The following is a 14,552-nucleotide window of genomic DNA, read 5'->3' on the forward strand; positions in this document are numbered from 1 at the left end:
GCGCGGGCGGCGGGCGGGGCGGGATGTGCTCATGCCACAGGATAGGCATGATCGCGGCGGGGCAACAAGTCAGGTGTGGTTGATGGCGGGAAGGCCGGCGGCTCACTGCGGGTTCCAGAGCTGCGGTTCTTTCGCAGCGTCGGGAAACGCGGTGTTTTTGAGCACCGATCCGTCCAGACGGACGGCGTGGGCGACGGCATCGTGACGGTATTCGATGACGGCATCGGCAATGTTTTCCTCGATACGGAAGTTGCCGGCGTCTGCGAGAAGGAGCGGGTTGGTGGCGATGCCGGAGAGGCGGGTGTTTTTGAGCAGCGTGTTGAAACCGTAGCTGAGTCCGTAATAGGGAGTCTCGTCGACGGGGCAGAGGTAGATTTTTTCCGCGCCGCGGGGCCAGACGGCATCGTTGTCGTGCGAGACGAGCCACGGGTAGATGCGCCGGTGCCAGCGTTGTCCGGTCACCAGTTCATCGGTGTCGGTTGCCGTGGTTTCGTAGGGAAGGCGTTCGTTGTTTTCCTGGGCAAAGAGAATGAAGGCCGTCTGGAGTTGCCGCAGGTTGGAAATGCACTGGACGGCGCGGGCTTTTCCCCGGACGGCGCCGACTACAGGGATGAGGATCCCGGCGAGAATCCCGATGATGGCGATGACGACCAGAAGTTCGATCAGTGTGAAGCCGGTGTTGGACAGGCGTGTTTTTTTCATGAGTCGTGAATGACGGATTTATGGAGATTTCCATTCGTCCGGAGGGATTCTCCCTGCGGGTCGAATGTTTCGACGAAGCGGACCAGAGCGGCGAAGTTGATCCGGGCGACGCCACAGACGGTATCGGCAGCGCCATACGTCATGAGCAGATCGTCCCCCGAGCGGATTGCTCCGCAGGTAAAGACACACGGGATGGTGAATTCTCCCTCCCGTTCCCAATCGGCCTCTGCGTGGAAGAGGCGCGCGGCGGCGCGATGGCGAAGCACGGGAAGGCCATCGGGCACGTCTTCAAGGATCATGAAACTCTGGGTGTAGCCGGTGATGTCGTCCTTCTTGCCGTGATAGGGGAGAAGCCAGCGGCGGGCATCGATACGCAGCGGCGGAGAGCTGCCCCCGACGCGGTTGGCTTCCCAGTCGAGCAACGGTGCGGCCAGCGGCTGATCGAGGAAGGCGCGGGTCGCGAGGTCTTCGGGCGAACGGGCGGCCGCGATGAACATGACAGGCTTGTCGGGACAATCGGCGGAGTAGGGACGCGGCGTGCGCGGGCGGTGGATCATCACGCAGGCAGGTTTTCCATCGATCGGAAGCTTTTCGGGAAAGAGAAACACATCGCGATTGTCGCTGCGCCCGGGATCGCTCAGCGGTCCGAGATAGACGAACGCGCGGTCATACCGGCGGGCGGCCAAGGCGTCGAGGTCCACACGCCAGAGCGCGGTGACGGTGAGATTCTCGCGGACGGCCCGCCCCCCGGGAGCATCGGGCTGGCGAGCCCAGGCGGGCGCGCATTGCATGGGATCGTCATGCAACCAGTAAGGGCCGGGCGGGAAAATCCGGCAGGCGGCGCTCAGGTAAACGCCACCGTCAAAGTCGAAAAGACGCGGGTCCTCGATGCACCCGTTGGCGTAATCGGGAACATGGCGGCCGGAGGGCAGCTCCACGTGGAGTTCTTCAAACGTAGCACGAAGGCGCGGGTAGAGCGCGGGTGCGGAAAAGTCGGGCGTCCACGTGTCTCCCTCGTCATCGCTCCACGCATAACCGAGGCAGATCGGATACGGCAGCGGGGCGGCGCGGCCGGCAAACGGACTGCCGGGACCGGAAGCGCGAAAGAGCATGTGTATCCGTTTTTCTCCGGCACGGCGAAAGATGGCCGGATTGAGAACCATGGCGGAGGCCCAGGGGACATCGGCGCGCGGCACGAGAAAGGGACGCGGTTGCCGGCGGAGCGCGGGTGGCGCAACGGTGCGGGCGGTGGTGTGTTGCTCGACAGCGAATGGCATGGGGAGAAAAGAGGACATTTCGGTATTGATCAGGGGAATACGCGTGCGCTCCAGCTGAAGCCGAGAGCCCGCTCGGGTGCTTCCCTGAAATGCACCTCGAAGGAGTCGGCCGTGCGGTTGTCGACCCAGAAGGAGGAAGACTCGGCCGCGGGTGTGACGGAAACGTGGATGGGCGCCTGCATCAGGCCGTGCCGGACGACGACGGATTTTTTGCCGGCGGCGAGGGTGGCCGTGCCGGAATTCCCGGTGCGGGCGGCGGCTCCGCCGGTGTTGCCCTCGAAACGGTTGCCGCGGTCTTTCTCCATCGGCGGCAATTTTACGCCGGCGGTGCCCTGGAGCACGTTGTCAGCGATGAGGTTGTTGTGCATCCGGTCTCCGTTGACGGTCTCGATGAACCAGGTGTCGGGCCGGTTGGAGTGCATCCAGTTCAGGGCGATGATGTTGTTGTGGACGTGATTGCCGCCGCCGCCATCGTCCTCGAGCAGGATGGCGGCGCGGGTGAACTGGTTGACCTCGTTGGCGACAAACCACGTCTTGTTGGTATTGAGCAGGCGGAGCACCACGCCGGAGTTGCTGACAAACCAGTTGCTGATGATCCGGTTTTGCGTGGCGTATTCAAGATTCAGGCACACGTCGGTGGCCTGGAAGATCGAGTTGTTGATGAACAGGCCTCCGGGAACGATGCGGGCGGGAAACGGCCGCGGCAGCGCGGTATCCTGCGTGATTTCAACGCAGGTGCGCATGTAGGCGAAACGGCAGCGTTCGATGCGAAGAACATCGCCGTTGGCGGCGTGAATGCCGCCGATGGCAGGCGTGCCGACGACGACGAGGTCATAAAACCCCAGGTCCGCATTGAGGTCGGGATTGGTTTCGGCCGGTTTGGTCACCGTTTCGAAGAGCCACTTCCCGGAAAAATTGTCGGCGGGGATGATTTTGGTCGAGGCATCCCTGGCCTTGGCGTCCATGACGCCCTGAAAAACCACGCGGCGCGTCAGCTTGACCGGCCTGATCAGGGTGTAGGTCCGGGCTCCCAGCACGATAACCCCGCCCCGCTCTCCGAGCGCGGTGACCGCGGCATGGATGTCAGGATAATGGTCGGCATGCACCACACCGTCGACGGGCTGTCTCGCCTCGGGGAGGCGCGGTGCAGGCGGGGATGCGGCAAGAACGGAAAGGAGCAGGGACATGGTCAGGGCCAGAGAGAAGACGACAGATTTCATTAAAGGATGGATGGCCGGGCCTGCTGGTACGCCCGTCGGGGCGGGAACAAAGCAGGTTCCGTGCGGCCCGGCCAAATCCGGCAGGCGATGCCGGACCGGCCTGGAAGGCGGGAGGCAGGGCGGGTTCAGCGTTGCAGGGAGGAGATGGTGCCGGGCGATCGGCTCCGCCGGCGCAGGCGGCCGGACAGGAGCAGCAGGGCGCAGGCGCCGCCGGCCAGCGCGGCGGTGGCCGAAGGTTCGGGGATGGTGGTGACACTGACTTCGAGATTGTCGATCCAGGCGCTGCCGGTGTAGCTGGCCACTCCGGCCATGCTCTGAAACAGGAGACTGGCCGCGCCGGAGTTGTTCGCGATGGTGCGGAAGGCGGTATCGGTGACGACGACGCTGTCGTTCACCCATGCGCTGTACGTGCGGGTGTCGAGGTTGTAGTCGATCTTGAGCGAGTACCACTGGTCGGCGGCATAAGTGACAGTCGAGTTTTGCCAGGCGCCGGTGTCGAGCTGCCAGGAGAAGGTTCCGTTGAGGCCGAACCGCACGCCGCCGATCTCCTGGTTGTCGGTATTGCGGAGTTTGACGTAGAGGGAGTCACGGTTGTTGGCCGAGGCACGAATATCGAGACTCACGCTGACGATCCCCGTGCTTGCCGGAGTGAAACCGGCGACGGCGGAGGGAAATCCTGATACCTCGGCATTGTCGTCAAACCGAAGGCTGCGCTCGCCGCCGCTGGCAACGGTATCGGTGACTGCGACGGACGTGTTTTCCGGAGCCGTAACCGTCCAGCCGGCGGGCGCTGCACCCGGGGAGACGGATTCGAAGTTCTCGTTCAGCAGCGGAGCGGCCAGACCGGTCGGGGCGCCGGCAGTGATGGCGCCTGACACGACGGCGGAGAATGCGAGGATGCGGAGTGAATGTTTCATGATGAGAAAAGGACCGGCGGAGTGCCGGGTCGCCTGAAGCATACGTCGCTTCGTCGCCGGAAAAAATAGAGGCGCCTGTCGGGGAATATGGATGTTTCAGCTTTTTTGCCGGAACGGCCGGGAGGCTCCGCAAGGGGATTCGGGTCGCATGAGCAGGTGCGTTCATTGTTTTCGGCAAGACGCTCCATTTATGCTGGTGATCCTTTCTCCCTATACTGGACAGCGTATGAATGATCACATCCTCGAACGTTTGTTGTTTCGTCGCGCTGCACACACGGGTTTGCGTTTCCTGTCGCGTCTCTGCGGGCTGGCCCTGCCGGCACTGTGTCCGTCTCTCGTCGCCATGACCGTGGTGGTCGGCCCGGCCGATGCGGATTACATCGTGGACGGCAGCAATGACCACGTGGAACTCCAGCAAGCCATCGATACCGTCGCGGCAGCGGGAGGCGGCAAGGTGATCCTCCGGCAGGGCATCTACAATTGCGGGGCGGAAATCGTGATCCCGCATGATGGCCGGGTGCGAATTGTCGGGGAAAAAATGGCCAAGGGTATGGAGGGTGGCGTGATCCTCCGGGCCACGGCAACGCTGACGAATCTCGTTTCAACGGCCGGTTCCGGCAACCCGGCGACGAATGCCGACCTTTCCCACGATATCCATTTCGAGCACATCACATTCAACGGCAACGGGCGCGTCACCAATGTCGTCAGCCTCACGAATGCCGATTTTGTCAGTTTTACCTTTTGCCGGGTGATCGGCGGAGTGAACGGCATCGTGACGGTCTGGGACTCCTCGCAGGATCCCACGGCGGCGACCGTTCCCGGCGGGTTGTTCATCACCAACAGCATTCTTTCCGCCAGCACGGGAATTGCGCTCGATCTCCAGTACCAGACACAGTGCTGGATCAGCAACGTGTGGTTTTCCGGTCCGGGCACGACATCGACGTGGATCAATTTCAGATCGTCCAACAAGATTCACATCGCGAACTGCGAATTCAACACGGCGACCCAGGCGCTCCGGTTTCAGGATACCGGCACCCGCGGATGTCATGATATCACCATCACGGGCTGCACATTTTCGGTGGGCAGCGGCAACAAGTGCTGGACCGAGCAGCGGACGCATGGAGCCAGCAAACGCGTGCTGGTCAGCGGCTGCATCAACACCGACTCCGCTCCGGCCGACACGCTGGCCGGGGGAAGCGTGCCGCTGGCCTCGGTCGGTTTCTAGCGAGGGTCGGGCGTCCGCGACGCGCGCTTGCGGTACGCCTGCGGGCTGATGCCCGTCTTCGTCTTGAACAGCCGGTGGAAATAGGACGGATCGTCAAAACCCACCCGGCTGGCAATCTCGCATACCTTGATATCGGTGACCTCGAGCAGTTGCATGGCCTCGCGCAGGCGGCGATGATGTCGCCAGGCGGTGAAGCTCATCGACATCTCCTTTTTGAAGAGGTGTTCGAAGTACGAAACGCTCAGGCCGACTTCCCGGGCGATCGCGCCGACAGAGACCGACCGGGCGAAATTTTTTTCCAGGAGGATCATCGCCTGGGCGATCTTGCGGTTTCCCGTCCGGGAGGGCGGCTGCAGATCGGCGAGTGCCGAGATGACCGGCTGGCGGACGGAAAGGAAACGCGCGATCAGACGCGCCGCCGCCAGCAGCCTGGTTTCCGGCACCACCGGCACGGTGCGATGAATTTCCCCGGGGACACGGGGCGGGGGGATTTTCCGGTCGAGGAAAACCTGGCCGCAAAAAACGATGGCCACCAGTTGTCCGTGATTTTTCAGAGGCACGATGGCCTCGCAGATGCCGGCATGACAAAAGCGGATGAACGGTTCGTCGTTTTCATTCGCTTCGGCGACGGCGTCATCGATATCGCACTTGCGGCACCGGCGGGCGCCCACCACGTCTTCCTTGATTTTGAGGCAGAAGGGCGAATTGTGCTGGTAACGTCGGCCGGGCAGCTTGAGATGGGAAAAATAACCGTAGTCGTGAAAGCATACGCGAATCCCCGAGGCCTGTTCGATGTCGCAAAAGAACGCCTCCAGCTCTGACAGGAAGTCAGGCGCTGCGGATGTCGTTTGCTCGGGAGGAGGCATGGCGGAAGGTTCTCCGCTGGCGGGGAGGGAAGCCAGTCTTTCGTCAGGGTTCCCCTGCTTTTACCGGTCGCACGCAAACTTTCAGGAGCGCGGCCGCAACCAGATGCAACACTCCCATGACCAGAAACATTCGCTCGACGCCCAGAGCGCCGCTGATGCGGCCTACGCCATAGTTGAACAGGATTGCGCCGATCGCCCCGAACGCACCCGAGATCGCCCACACGCTGGCCGCGTTGCCGGCCGGGAATGTGTCGGCGACCAGCGGGCCGAGGAGTAGCAGCCAGACGAGGCACACGAGAGCGACCAGACTCAACAGGATCAGGGTGAGCGTCATGCCGGGAGCATGGGGCACCAGCATGGCGAGCGGACCGAAGCAGGCGGCGATCATGAGGAGACGCTGGCGGGCTTTCATCGGATCGCCGAGACGGCGGCCGAGACGGTCCGAGAGGAAACCGACGCCGAGCGCCCCGAGGTTGCCGACGAGAAACGGAATCCAGCCGACCATGCCGGAAGCCTGCAACGAGAGCCCGCGCTGTTCCTGGAAATAGCCCGGCATCCAGAACAGGCAGAAATACCAGACCGGATCGCTGATGAAGCGGGCCAGCACGATGCCCCACAGGCTGCGCTGCGTCCAGAGCTTCGACCACGCGAGCGCAGGCGGTTCGGCGGCGGTTGCAAGAGGGGATGATGCCGGATGGGCGACGGCGACGCCGGTCAGTTCCTGTGGTTCACGGTAAACGAACCACCAGGCGACGGCGAAGCCGATCCCCAGGAGGCCGGGGACGATGAAGGCCATCTGCCAGGAAAACCAGGTGGCGAGCGAGGCGATCATCGGCGCGGCCACGACCGCTCCGATCGTGCCGCCGGCGCCGGCCAGCCCCATCAGGACTGCGCGGCGGCCGGGCGGAGCCCAGAGCGTCATCGCCCGCATGGTGCAGGGGTAATTGCCCGGTTCCATGATGCCGAGCAGCGCGCGAAACGCGGCGAAAGCGAAGAACGACGAGACGAGTCCGCAGCCGATCGTGGCCAGCGACCAGCCCGTGACGAAGATCGTCAGCGCCTTGCGCGCGCCGATCCTGTCCACGACCCAGCCGCTGCCGATGTAGGCAGCCGCGTAACAGAAAGTGAAAACATTCACGAGGAACGCGTAGCCGGAGTCGTCGAGGGCGAGCGCGGTCTTGATGGTCGGCTTGAGGATGGAAAGCGTCTGGCGGTCGAGGTAATTGAGGAACGACCCCAGGAAAAGAAGCACCACGATCCAGGGCAGACGACGTGTTCCGGAGGCGGATACAGGGACGGCGGGCGCGGTGGCGGAGACAGTGACGGAGGCGGTTGACATGAGCGGACGCCGGACGTTCTTCCGGTCGCCCCGAGCCTGGCAGATATTCCGGAATGAAAAAATGGACGCTTCCGCTTTAGACAGTGGCGGATTCAGCGGTTTTTCGGGGATGTTTTTCCGGAAACGGCTTGCGTCGTTCCAGGGGCGGAAGCCGCCGGTCGAGTGGTTTTTCCCTCGACCCAGGTGCCGCAGATGAAGGTGGCCTGCGGATGCGCGGGCAGGCCGACTTCGTGACGCTGGATGAGGCCCGACAGCACATCGGTGGCGGCGCGGCCGATGACCTCGGGTCCCTGATAAACACCGCTGATTTTTCCATCGGCTTCGGGGCAGTCGAGACTGGCGACCGAGACGTCTTCGGGCACGCGAATGCCTTCGGCCCGCAGCCAGTCGATCACCGGCAGGATCGGGACAAAGGTGAGCACGGCGTCGGGGCGGTATTTGTAAAACCAGGCCAGAAAACTGTTGCGGTCGAAAGGCGTGCGCACGCCGTCGGGCAGAAAGGGCGGCACCCGTTCCCGGACGGGGATGCGCGCGGCTTCGTCGCGGGCTCCGGCGGACCAGGCGCGAAACACGCGTTCGTTGCCGCTGTCGCGGACGGCCAGCCCGATGCGCCGGCAACCGGCCGCGCGCAGGCGTTCCCAGGCGAGGCGAAAGGTGTGCGCGTGGTGGTTGCACACGGTGTGCATCGATACGGCCAGCAACGAGTAGGTGATGGACACGCAGGCGAAGTGCCGCCAGTCGAGTTCGAGCGGCGCGGGACGGGGGATCGGCGCGATGATGAGGCCCGAAATGTTGCGGGTGCGCAGGATCTGGGTGGCGCGGCGGGGCGTCATGTGGTCGCGGTCGAACCAGAACTCTTCGAAATGATAACCGAGCTCGGCGGCGCGCGCCTTGATGCCGGCATGAGCGCGTACATACACCGGAGCCTCGCGCCAGCGGTCGGGCGTGTCGAAGGCGGTGACAAACGCCATCGAAAACTGGCTGCGGGGTTGGGGCGTGCCGGTGCGCCGGTAGGTGCGCAACGCGGAGAGCACCGGATCGGGCCGGTAACCGAGTTCGCGGGCGATGGCCTGGATGCGCTCGCGTGTGGCGGCGGGGATGCGGAGCTTGTTGCGCAGGGCTTTCGAGACCGTCGTGTGATGCACCCCGGCGAGCCGGGCGATGTCCTTCAGCACAGGCCGGGTGCTTGTATCGCTCCGAAGCGGGGGAGTGGAGTCTGGTGGGCTCATGTGAGCCCAATCCACGTCTTTGACTTGGTTGTCAAGCACGGCAGGTTGGCCTGCGTTCAGATCGTTCTCCCCGGTTTCCTCCCCGCAAGGGTTATTCCAATGCACACATTCCCTGACACCATGAAAAACATCCCCTCCGCATTCCATGCTCCGCGTCACTGCTCTCGGGTGGTTCGCGGCTTCACGCTGATCGAACTGCTCACGGTCATCGCCATCATCGGCATTCTGGCCGCGATCATCATCCCGACTGTCGGCAAGGTCCGGCAGAGCGCCTACAAAGCCCAGTGCGGCTCCAACCTCCGGCAACTCTCCCTGGCATTTCTGATGTACACCGAGGACAACAAGGGGATGCTTCCCTACAGCTATCAGGGCACCAGCGACCCCAAACGATGGACGTTGCTCATCACGGGCAATGACAATAATGGCAACCCTCTCGGTACTGCCTACATACCCGGATTTCACGGGGCATTGAAGGATGACAGTCCGATTTTAGGATGCCCATCCGCACGAAGGCTGGGAGGATTACGCGATACGGCTCCCACCTACAGCACAAACCGGAAGATCATTAACAACAATGACTCCCGGAAAAACATCTCCGAGGTCGAAGTGCCGTCAAAGACCATGATCCTTGCGGATGGCAAGGACGGTTTCAGCACGGTTGACATGGACGGCACGACGACGGCCAATTGTCCGGGCTACCTGGATCCCCATGACGGCACGGTAAACCTCGGGTTTGCCGATGGTCATGTGGAAAGCCGTTCACGTAGCAATTTCCCTCTCTCGACCACATCGTCCGCGGTCGATTACGTCGGTCACATCCTCTGGTGGGGTAAATGATCCACCGGCGATGGTTCACGCTCATGTGAGCGCAATCCGTGTCATTGGCTTGGTTGTCAATCACGGCAGGTTGGCCTGCGTTCAGATCGTTCTCCCCGATTTCCTCCCCGCAAGGGTTATTCCAATGCACACATTTCCTGACACCATGAAAAACATCCCCTCCGCGCTCCATGAGCCACGTCGGCATCTCCCGGCCGTTCGTGGCTTCACCCTGATCGAATTGCTCACCGTCATCGCCATTCTGGCCGCGATCATCATCCCGACGGTCGGCATGGAGACACAGGCGGCGCAGTGTGGGTCGGGAATATGCAATATCCGGCTTCGTGATACGGCGACACAAAACGTCACTTTCGCTTCGTCTCCACCTCTAGCAATTGCGGGGTACACCGCTATTACAAGGGATGATTGGGATAATTGGGAAGTTTCACCTTCTCCGGCAGTCGGCGGATTTGCTGGAGGTATTCCTGGATTAGCTTATCTGGCTGCATTACCTAATCCTGTATATTCAGACACGTTTTCGGGAGGTCATGTAAATACAGAAGCTAATTGGTATGAATCTTATCGGGAGGTACCACAGTTTTCCGCTAGTCTGAGCGGTAGCTCGAAAATATTAACTTTCGATCTTACCTGGATTCCCGACAATACATTTCGACTCTACGTCGATGGTGATTGGTTTACACACCCTGTCTGCTCCATCGGCGAAGAGCCCCCATTGGGTCGTGCTGACTTGTATATTAAAGGAAACTCAACTTTACTCTTCTCATTATTGGCATCGGGGCGATGTTCTTTGGGTATAGAAGCTTCCACGCTGGCGGTTCTGGACGAATTTCCAAAAACGGGTAATACATGGCATATTACAGTTCCTGTTGCTGATGATATAAATGAATTGACTTTAATATACAATTATACGTTGGGCACATTGAGAAATGCCATTTATTCGGCACGTGGTTCATGGCGTATAGATAATATGGTAAATACATATTCTCCTGAAGTATTACCTGATCGGGAATATTCTGCTTGTGGTGAAAACACGGCGCCGCCGGATAATCAGGACCGAGAACCATGATCGTCGGCGTTCAATCTCTCCCCTCACAATAGTATGGGCTCGAAATCAAAATCATCTTCCCCTTCCACTTCTGCGGAAGTGTTTAATAGCTACAATTCCACAGTGACCACTGGTGGAAACCAGGCCGGACTTCCGGCTCCGCTGATGTGCCGTCCACCATCCTGGATGACGCGCCGGGGTACAAGGATCCACACGGAGGTACCATCAGCGTCGCGTTCGCCGATGGCCATGTGGAAAGCCGGAAACTCGAAGGATTCCCGGCTGCTTCTTCGACCGAGGCGATCGACCGTCTCCTCTGGCGTGGAGAGTAACAAGGTTCCCGGGCCCGTCTGGGTTACCTGCCGCTTCCGCTGTATCCTTCCGTAATGTGTAATGTTTTCCCTCCGCATCCCCTCGTCCTGCCGTCATGTCGTTCAGGTTTCTTTTTGCGCCGGTTTCTCATCCCTGCTGTTGGTCGCAGGCGTTGTCCGGGGGGCGCTTGCGAGCGAGCAGGTGAAGCCTTCCTGGGTGGGAGATTCCGACAAGCTGCCTGTCTTCCCGAAGCCTTTTCCGGAAAAGGCGTTCCCGGAACTGAAGGTGCTGCAGCCGGACGGCTCGCCTTACCGTGTTCCGCAAGAGGACTGGGCCGGCGCCCGCGAACGGGTGGCGAAGGACGCCGGATGGAAAACCTGGCTGGCGGGTGAACAACGGCAAGCAGACCGCTGGATGGCGCATCATCGTGATCGTGCCGAATGGCGCGCCGGATGGTGGCACGCGTTCGTCAGCCCGAAGGACGGGTCCTTTTTGGTCTGGACGGAGAAAATCCCCGGCGAGGAAACCGGCACGCTCAAAAGCCGCGCCGGCCATGACGTCGCCATCACCCCCGCCATCATGGGCGGGTGGGTATACGTTTTCCGCGGGAGACATATCCGGACGGCAAATACGGCGGCGGCGTTCTTTCGGTTGACGGGTGAGGAGCGTTACGCGGAATGGGCGGCGGCGCAGCTCGATTTTTATGCGGCAAATTATCTCGGCTGGTCGCTGCAAAACGGGGCGCGGATGGCCGGGCAGAGTCTGGAGGAGGCGATCTGGCTGATCCGGCTGGCGGATACGGCGCGGTTGCTGCGCGACTGGAAAGGCGTGACGCCGGCGCGCTGGCAGACATGGGTGGAAAAACTTCTCCGGCCGCAGGCCACGCTGCTCAACGATTCGTATCAGGCTATCCACAACATTGCGACCTGGCACCGGTCGGCGTCGGCGCAGGTGGCGCTGCTCCTCGACGACGGGCCGATGTGGCGGCAGGCGGTCGAGAGCCAATACGGGCTGCGGGCGCAACTGGCCCGCGGCGTGACGACGGATTATTTCTGGTACGAGCAGTCGATGGGCTACAACAACTACATCGTGAGCGCGGTCGAGCCGTTGCTGACGTTTGCCGGCCTGCTCGGACGGCGCGATGCATTGCGCGAGGAGGCGGCGATCGTGCAAAACCTTCTGCTGGCTCCTCTCGCCATCCGTTTTCCGGACAACACGCTGCCCAATCCGGCCGATGCCACATCGCGTCCGCGCGTACCGTCAACGTGGTTGTGCGACGGCTACCGGGTGCTGCCCACCACGCTCGGCCTGAAGCAGGCGGAGAGCGTGCGTTCGTGGAACACGTTGCTTGATCCGCCGTGGAAAGCACCGGGGAGCGCGGAGATGCCGCCGGTCGAATCGCGCCGAATGGACGGGTCACGGTTCGCCCTGCTCGCGAAAGGCAAGTGGCAGGTGTTTCTGCATTGCGGCCAGGTGGGCCGTCCGCACGCGCAGGACGAGGCGCTGAACTGGTCGGCGTCGTTCGACGGCGTGGACGTGACCCACGATCCGGGCACGGTGGGTTACGCGTCGGCCTTGCACCGCGACTATTTCAAGCGGGGGCTCACCCACAACGTGCCGCTGATCAACGGCGAAGGGCAGCAGCCGTGGAAGCCGGGCGAGTTGCGCGAGTTTGATGCCGCGCGCGGCGTGATGACGGCGGAGCAGCCCGACTACCGCAACGGCGCGCTCGCCCGCCGCACGTTGCGGATCGAGGGCGCCCGGCTGATCGACGAAGCGACTGTCCGGCTGAAAAAAGACGGAAGGGATGGAAAAGACGGGAAGGCAGGCGGTGCTCTCGGCCTGGCTCTTCACCTGCAAGGCAAGGTGACGCTGCCCGCTGATTTCCAACCGGTGGCAACGGCGGCGTTTTCCCGGAACCGGCCCGCGGCGTTTCGTTACTGGAATGACGTCCGCTCCGCCACGTTCGAGAACCGGGCGGAGTTCGTGGTCGAACTGGCCGGCGGAAAGCGGTTGCGGGTCAGCGTGGCGACGCCGGGGCGTTTTACCGTTTACCAGGGCGCCTCGCCCGACACACCGCGCCCTGCGCAACGCGCCGGCTTCTACATCGAGAGAGAAGGCCGGGCGGACGAGGCGACTTTCACGACCGAATTGTCCCCTGTGCAATAGACGCTCGCTGCCGGATGCCGGGGAAGGTGCTCGCAAAGACTCTTTCCCCGGCAAGGTAACGGGTGCCGGGGAGGAGGAGCGACCCTGCGGGCGAGGGGTTTTACGGATGGTTTGTTTCCTGCAACCCGGAGAGCTGCTGGAGGAGCGTGTCGCAGAGAACCGGCTGCGGGTCGAGGTCCTGCATCTCGAGCCGGTAGTCGGACGGATCCGGGGGCGGGGTGAGGAGCGTGTAGTCGACCGGCATGTTTCCGCGACGGATGATCAGTTTGTAGTCGATATCCGGATTCGGACGGAGGACGGGCATGCGGGACAGTGAGCCCGGTTCAGCGGGCCTGATGATGCGCATCCGTGCCAGCGGGGGCGGGACATCCTGGCGGGGAACGATGAGTGGTGGCGGTGTTGCCGGTTGTGATCCGGGGGAGGGGAAAGAGGACAACGGGGAGCAGGCGAGTGGATTGATGGGTTTTTTCGCCAGCGAGAGTTCGGGGAGCGTCAGTTTTTCGACGAACGGAGCGGTGAGTGACGCGGAGGCTTCGGCAGAGGAGCCGGGGAGGTCGCCTGAGCCGGCTGCGGTGACAGGGAAAAGGGCGCACGCGAGAATCGGGAACACGGGATGGAGGGAAATGTTCATGGCGAGCGTGAGAGTGTATGGCCTGAAGGAAGACACGCCGCGAGAGGATTTCCCGGGAGAAACCGGAAAAGAATCCGGGCCGGGAGGAAAACCGCTAATGGATTTCGCCAACGGGCGAAATCTTCAAACACCCCTCCGGCTGATCGCCTCCGGAGCACACTGCCGGGGCCTGCTGATCGCAGGCCATTGAATCGAGTTTTCCCGGTCCGCGATAAGCGGACCCCGACAGTTTCTCGCTGCGACGATCAGTCGCAGCTTCACTCTCAAGATTTCGCCCGTTGGCGAAATCCATTAGCGGTTCCTTCCTCTCCGGATACATGCCGCCGGCTGTTTATTTGACCGTGAAGTGAGCGTTGCTTGCCGCCAGAATGTAAAAGCTCGCACCGGCAGCCAGGACGATGATGGCGGCTGACACTGCCGCCACTTCACAGGTGGTTTCCCAAAAGGCATCCGCGGCGTCGCCAAGCCATGCGGGGATTTTCGATTTTTTCGTATCGGAAATTTCCGGACTTCTTGTCGCTTGTGTTATCGCTCCCTGATCCCCGGGCGAAATGTTCCCTCTGGATTGGCAGCCGGTGTACGCGATGCAGGTAAAGAGGAGCACGGCTATTCTGAACCAGGTTTTCATGGGAGTGATCGGGGAGCTGTTGCTTGCAGTCACACTGTCTTTTCCGGACATGAAGACGAGGGTGAAGTACGGGGGCGTGCCGTGGGGAAGGCGGGCGGGACGCCCGCGCCACGGTTGCGGAGAGTACATAAAAAGCCCCGCCGGAGGGACCGGCG

At 62.0% G+C, this 14,552-nt stretch carries 14 protein-coding genes; 4 read left to right on the forward strand and 10 right to left on the reverse strand.

Translation table 11 applies throughout. The features are described from left to right. Positions 1 to 102: 102 nt before the first annotated feature. The 4 genes from OPIT5_17385 to OPIT5_17400 form a co-directional block, all read right to left on the reverse strand. Positions 103 to 702, reverse strand: coding sequence for an N-terminal cleavage protein (locus OPIT5_17385; protein ID AHF91732.1), 600 nt, complete (start codon positions 700 to 702; stop codon positions 103 to 105). After that, positions 699 to 1,997 (reverse strand): hypothetical protein, encoded by a 1,299-nt coding sequence (locus tag OPIT5_17390; GenBank protein ID AHF91733.1) that lies wholly within the window; start codon positions 1,995 to 1,997, stop codon positions 699 to 701. Before OPIT5_17390 ends, OPIT5_17385 begins: the two co-directional genes overlap by 4 nt. Positions 1,998 to 2,008: 11 nt before the next feature. Then, positions 2,009 to 3,199: a hypothetical protein gene (locus OPIT5_17395; GenBank protein AHF94478.1), complete on the reverse strand. Its 1,191-nt coding sequence runs from the start codon at positions 3,197 to 3,199 to the stop codon at positions 2,009 to 2,011. A gap of 125 nt (positions 3,200 to 3,324) precedes the next feature. Next, positions 3,325 to 4,158 carry a hypothetical protein gene (locus OPIT5_17400; GenBank protein AHF94479.1) on the reverse strand — a complete coding sequence of 278 codons (834 nt, stop codon included), beginning with the start codon at positions 4,156 to 4,158 and terminating at the stop codon, positions 3,325 to 3,327. A 148-nt stretch (positions 4,159 to 4,306) separates the two neighbouring features. On the opposite strand from OPIT5_17400, the gene OPIT5_17405 reads away from it, so the two are divergent. Further along, a complete protein-coding gene (locus OPIT5_17405; GenBank protein AHF94480.1) occupies positions 4,307 to 5,341 on the forward strand; it encodes a hypothetical protein in 1,035 nt (344 codons plus the stop codon). Here OPIT5_17405 and OPIT5_17410 read toward each other — a convergent pair. The 3 genes from OPIT5_17410 to OPIT5_17420 form a co-directional block, all read right to left on the reverse strand. Next, positions 5,338 to 6,207 carry a hypothetical protein gene (locus OPIT5_17410; protein AHF94481.1) on the reverse strand — a complete coding sequence of 290 codons (870 nt, stop codon included), beginning with the start codon at positions 6,205 to 6,207 and terminating at the stop codon, positions 5,338 to 5,340. The genes OPIT5_17405 and OPIT5_17410 overlap by 4 nt on opposite strands. 43 nt (positions 6,208 to 6,250) lie before the next feature. Then, on the reverse strand, positions 6,251 to 7,546 hold the full coding sequence (locus OPIT5_17415) for an MFS transporter (GenBank protein ID AHF91734.1): 1,296 nt from the start codon (positions 7,544 to 7,546) through the stop codon (positions 6,251 to 6,253). 92 nt (positions 7,547 to 7,638) lie between these two features. After that, positions 7,639 to 8,721, reverse strand: coding sequence for a LacI family transcriptional regulator (locus OPIT5_17420; GenBank protein AHF91735.1), 1,083 nt, complete (start codon positions 8,719 to 8,721; stop codon positions 7,639 to 7,641). 153 nt (positions 8,722 to 8,874) lie between these two features. Between OPIT5_17420 and OPIT5_17425 the strand changes: the two genes are divergently transcribed. Next, the gene (locus OPIT5_17425; protein AHF94482.1) at positions 8,875 to 9,612 is read left to right on the forward strand and encodes a hypothetical protein; all 738 of its coding nucleotides are present in this window, start codon (positions 8,875 to 8,877) and stop codon (positions 9,610 to 9,612) included. An 81-nt stretch (positions 9,613 to 9,693) separates the two neighbouring features. Here the strand turns inward: OPIT5_17425 and OPIT5_17430 are convergent, their stop codons facing one another. Next, the gene (locus tag OPIT5_17430) at positions 9,694 to 9,885 is read right to left on the reverse strand and encodes a hypothetical protein (GenBank protein AHF94483.1); all 192 of its coding nucleotides are present in this window, start codon (positions 9,883 to 9,885) and stop codon (positions 9,694 to 9,696) included. A 939-nt stretch (positions 9,886 to 10,824) separates the two neighbouring features. On the opposite strand from OPIT5_17430, the gene OPIT5_17435 reads away from it, so the two are divergent. Together OPIT5_17435 and OPIT5_17440 are read left to right on the forward strand one after the other, a co-directional pair. Next, positions 10,825 to 10,989: a hypothetical protein gene (locus OPIT5_17435; protein AHF94484.1), complete on the forward strand. Its 165-nt coding sequence runs from the start codon at positions 10,825 to 10,827 to the stop codon at positions 10,987 to 10,989. A 61-nt stretch (positions 10,990 to 11,050) separates the two neighbouring features. Continuing rightward, complete coding sequence (locus OPIT5_17440) at positions 11,051 to 13,138, forward strand: heparinase (protein AHF91736.1); 2,088 nt, start codon at positions 11,051 to 11,053, stop codon at positions 13,136 to 13,138. A 100-nt stretch (positions 13,139 to 13,238) separates the two neighbouring features. On the opposite strand, the gene OPIT5_17445 is transcribed toward OPIT5_17440, so the two are convergent. Beyond that, positions 13,239 to 13,769, reverse strand: a complete 531-nt coding sequence (locus OPIT5_17445) for a hypothetical protein (protein ID AHF94485.1) — start codon at positions 13,767 to 13,769, stop codon at positions 13,239 to 13,241. A gap of 331 nt (positions 13,770 to 14,100) precedes the next feature. After that, positions 14,101 to 14,526, reverse strand: a complete 426-nt coding sequence (locus tag OPIT5_17450; GenBank protein ID AHF94486.1) for a hypothetical protein — start codon at positions 14,524 to 14,526, stop codon at positions 14,101 to 14,103. Between the last annotated feature and the right edge of the window lie 26 nt (positions 14,527 to 14,552).

The organism is Opitutaceae bacterium TAV5 (genome assembly GCA_000242935.3).
GTDB lineage: Bacteria > Verrucomicrobiota > Verrucomicrobiia > Opitutales > Opitutaceae > Geminisphaera.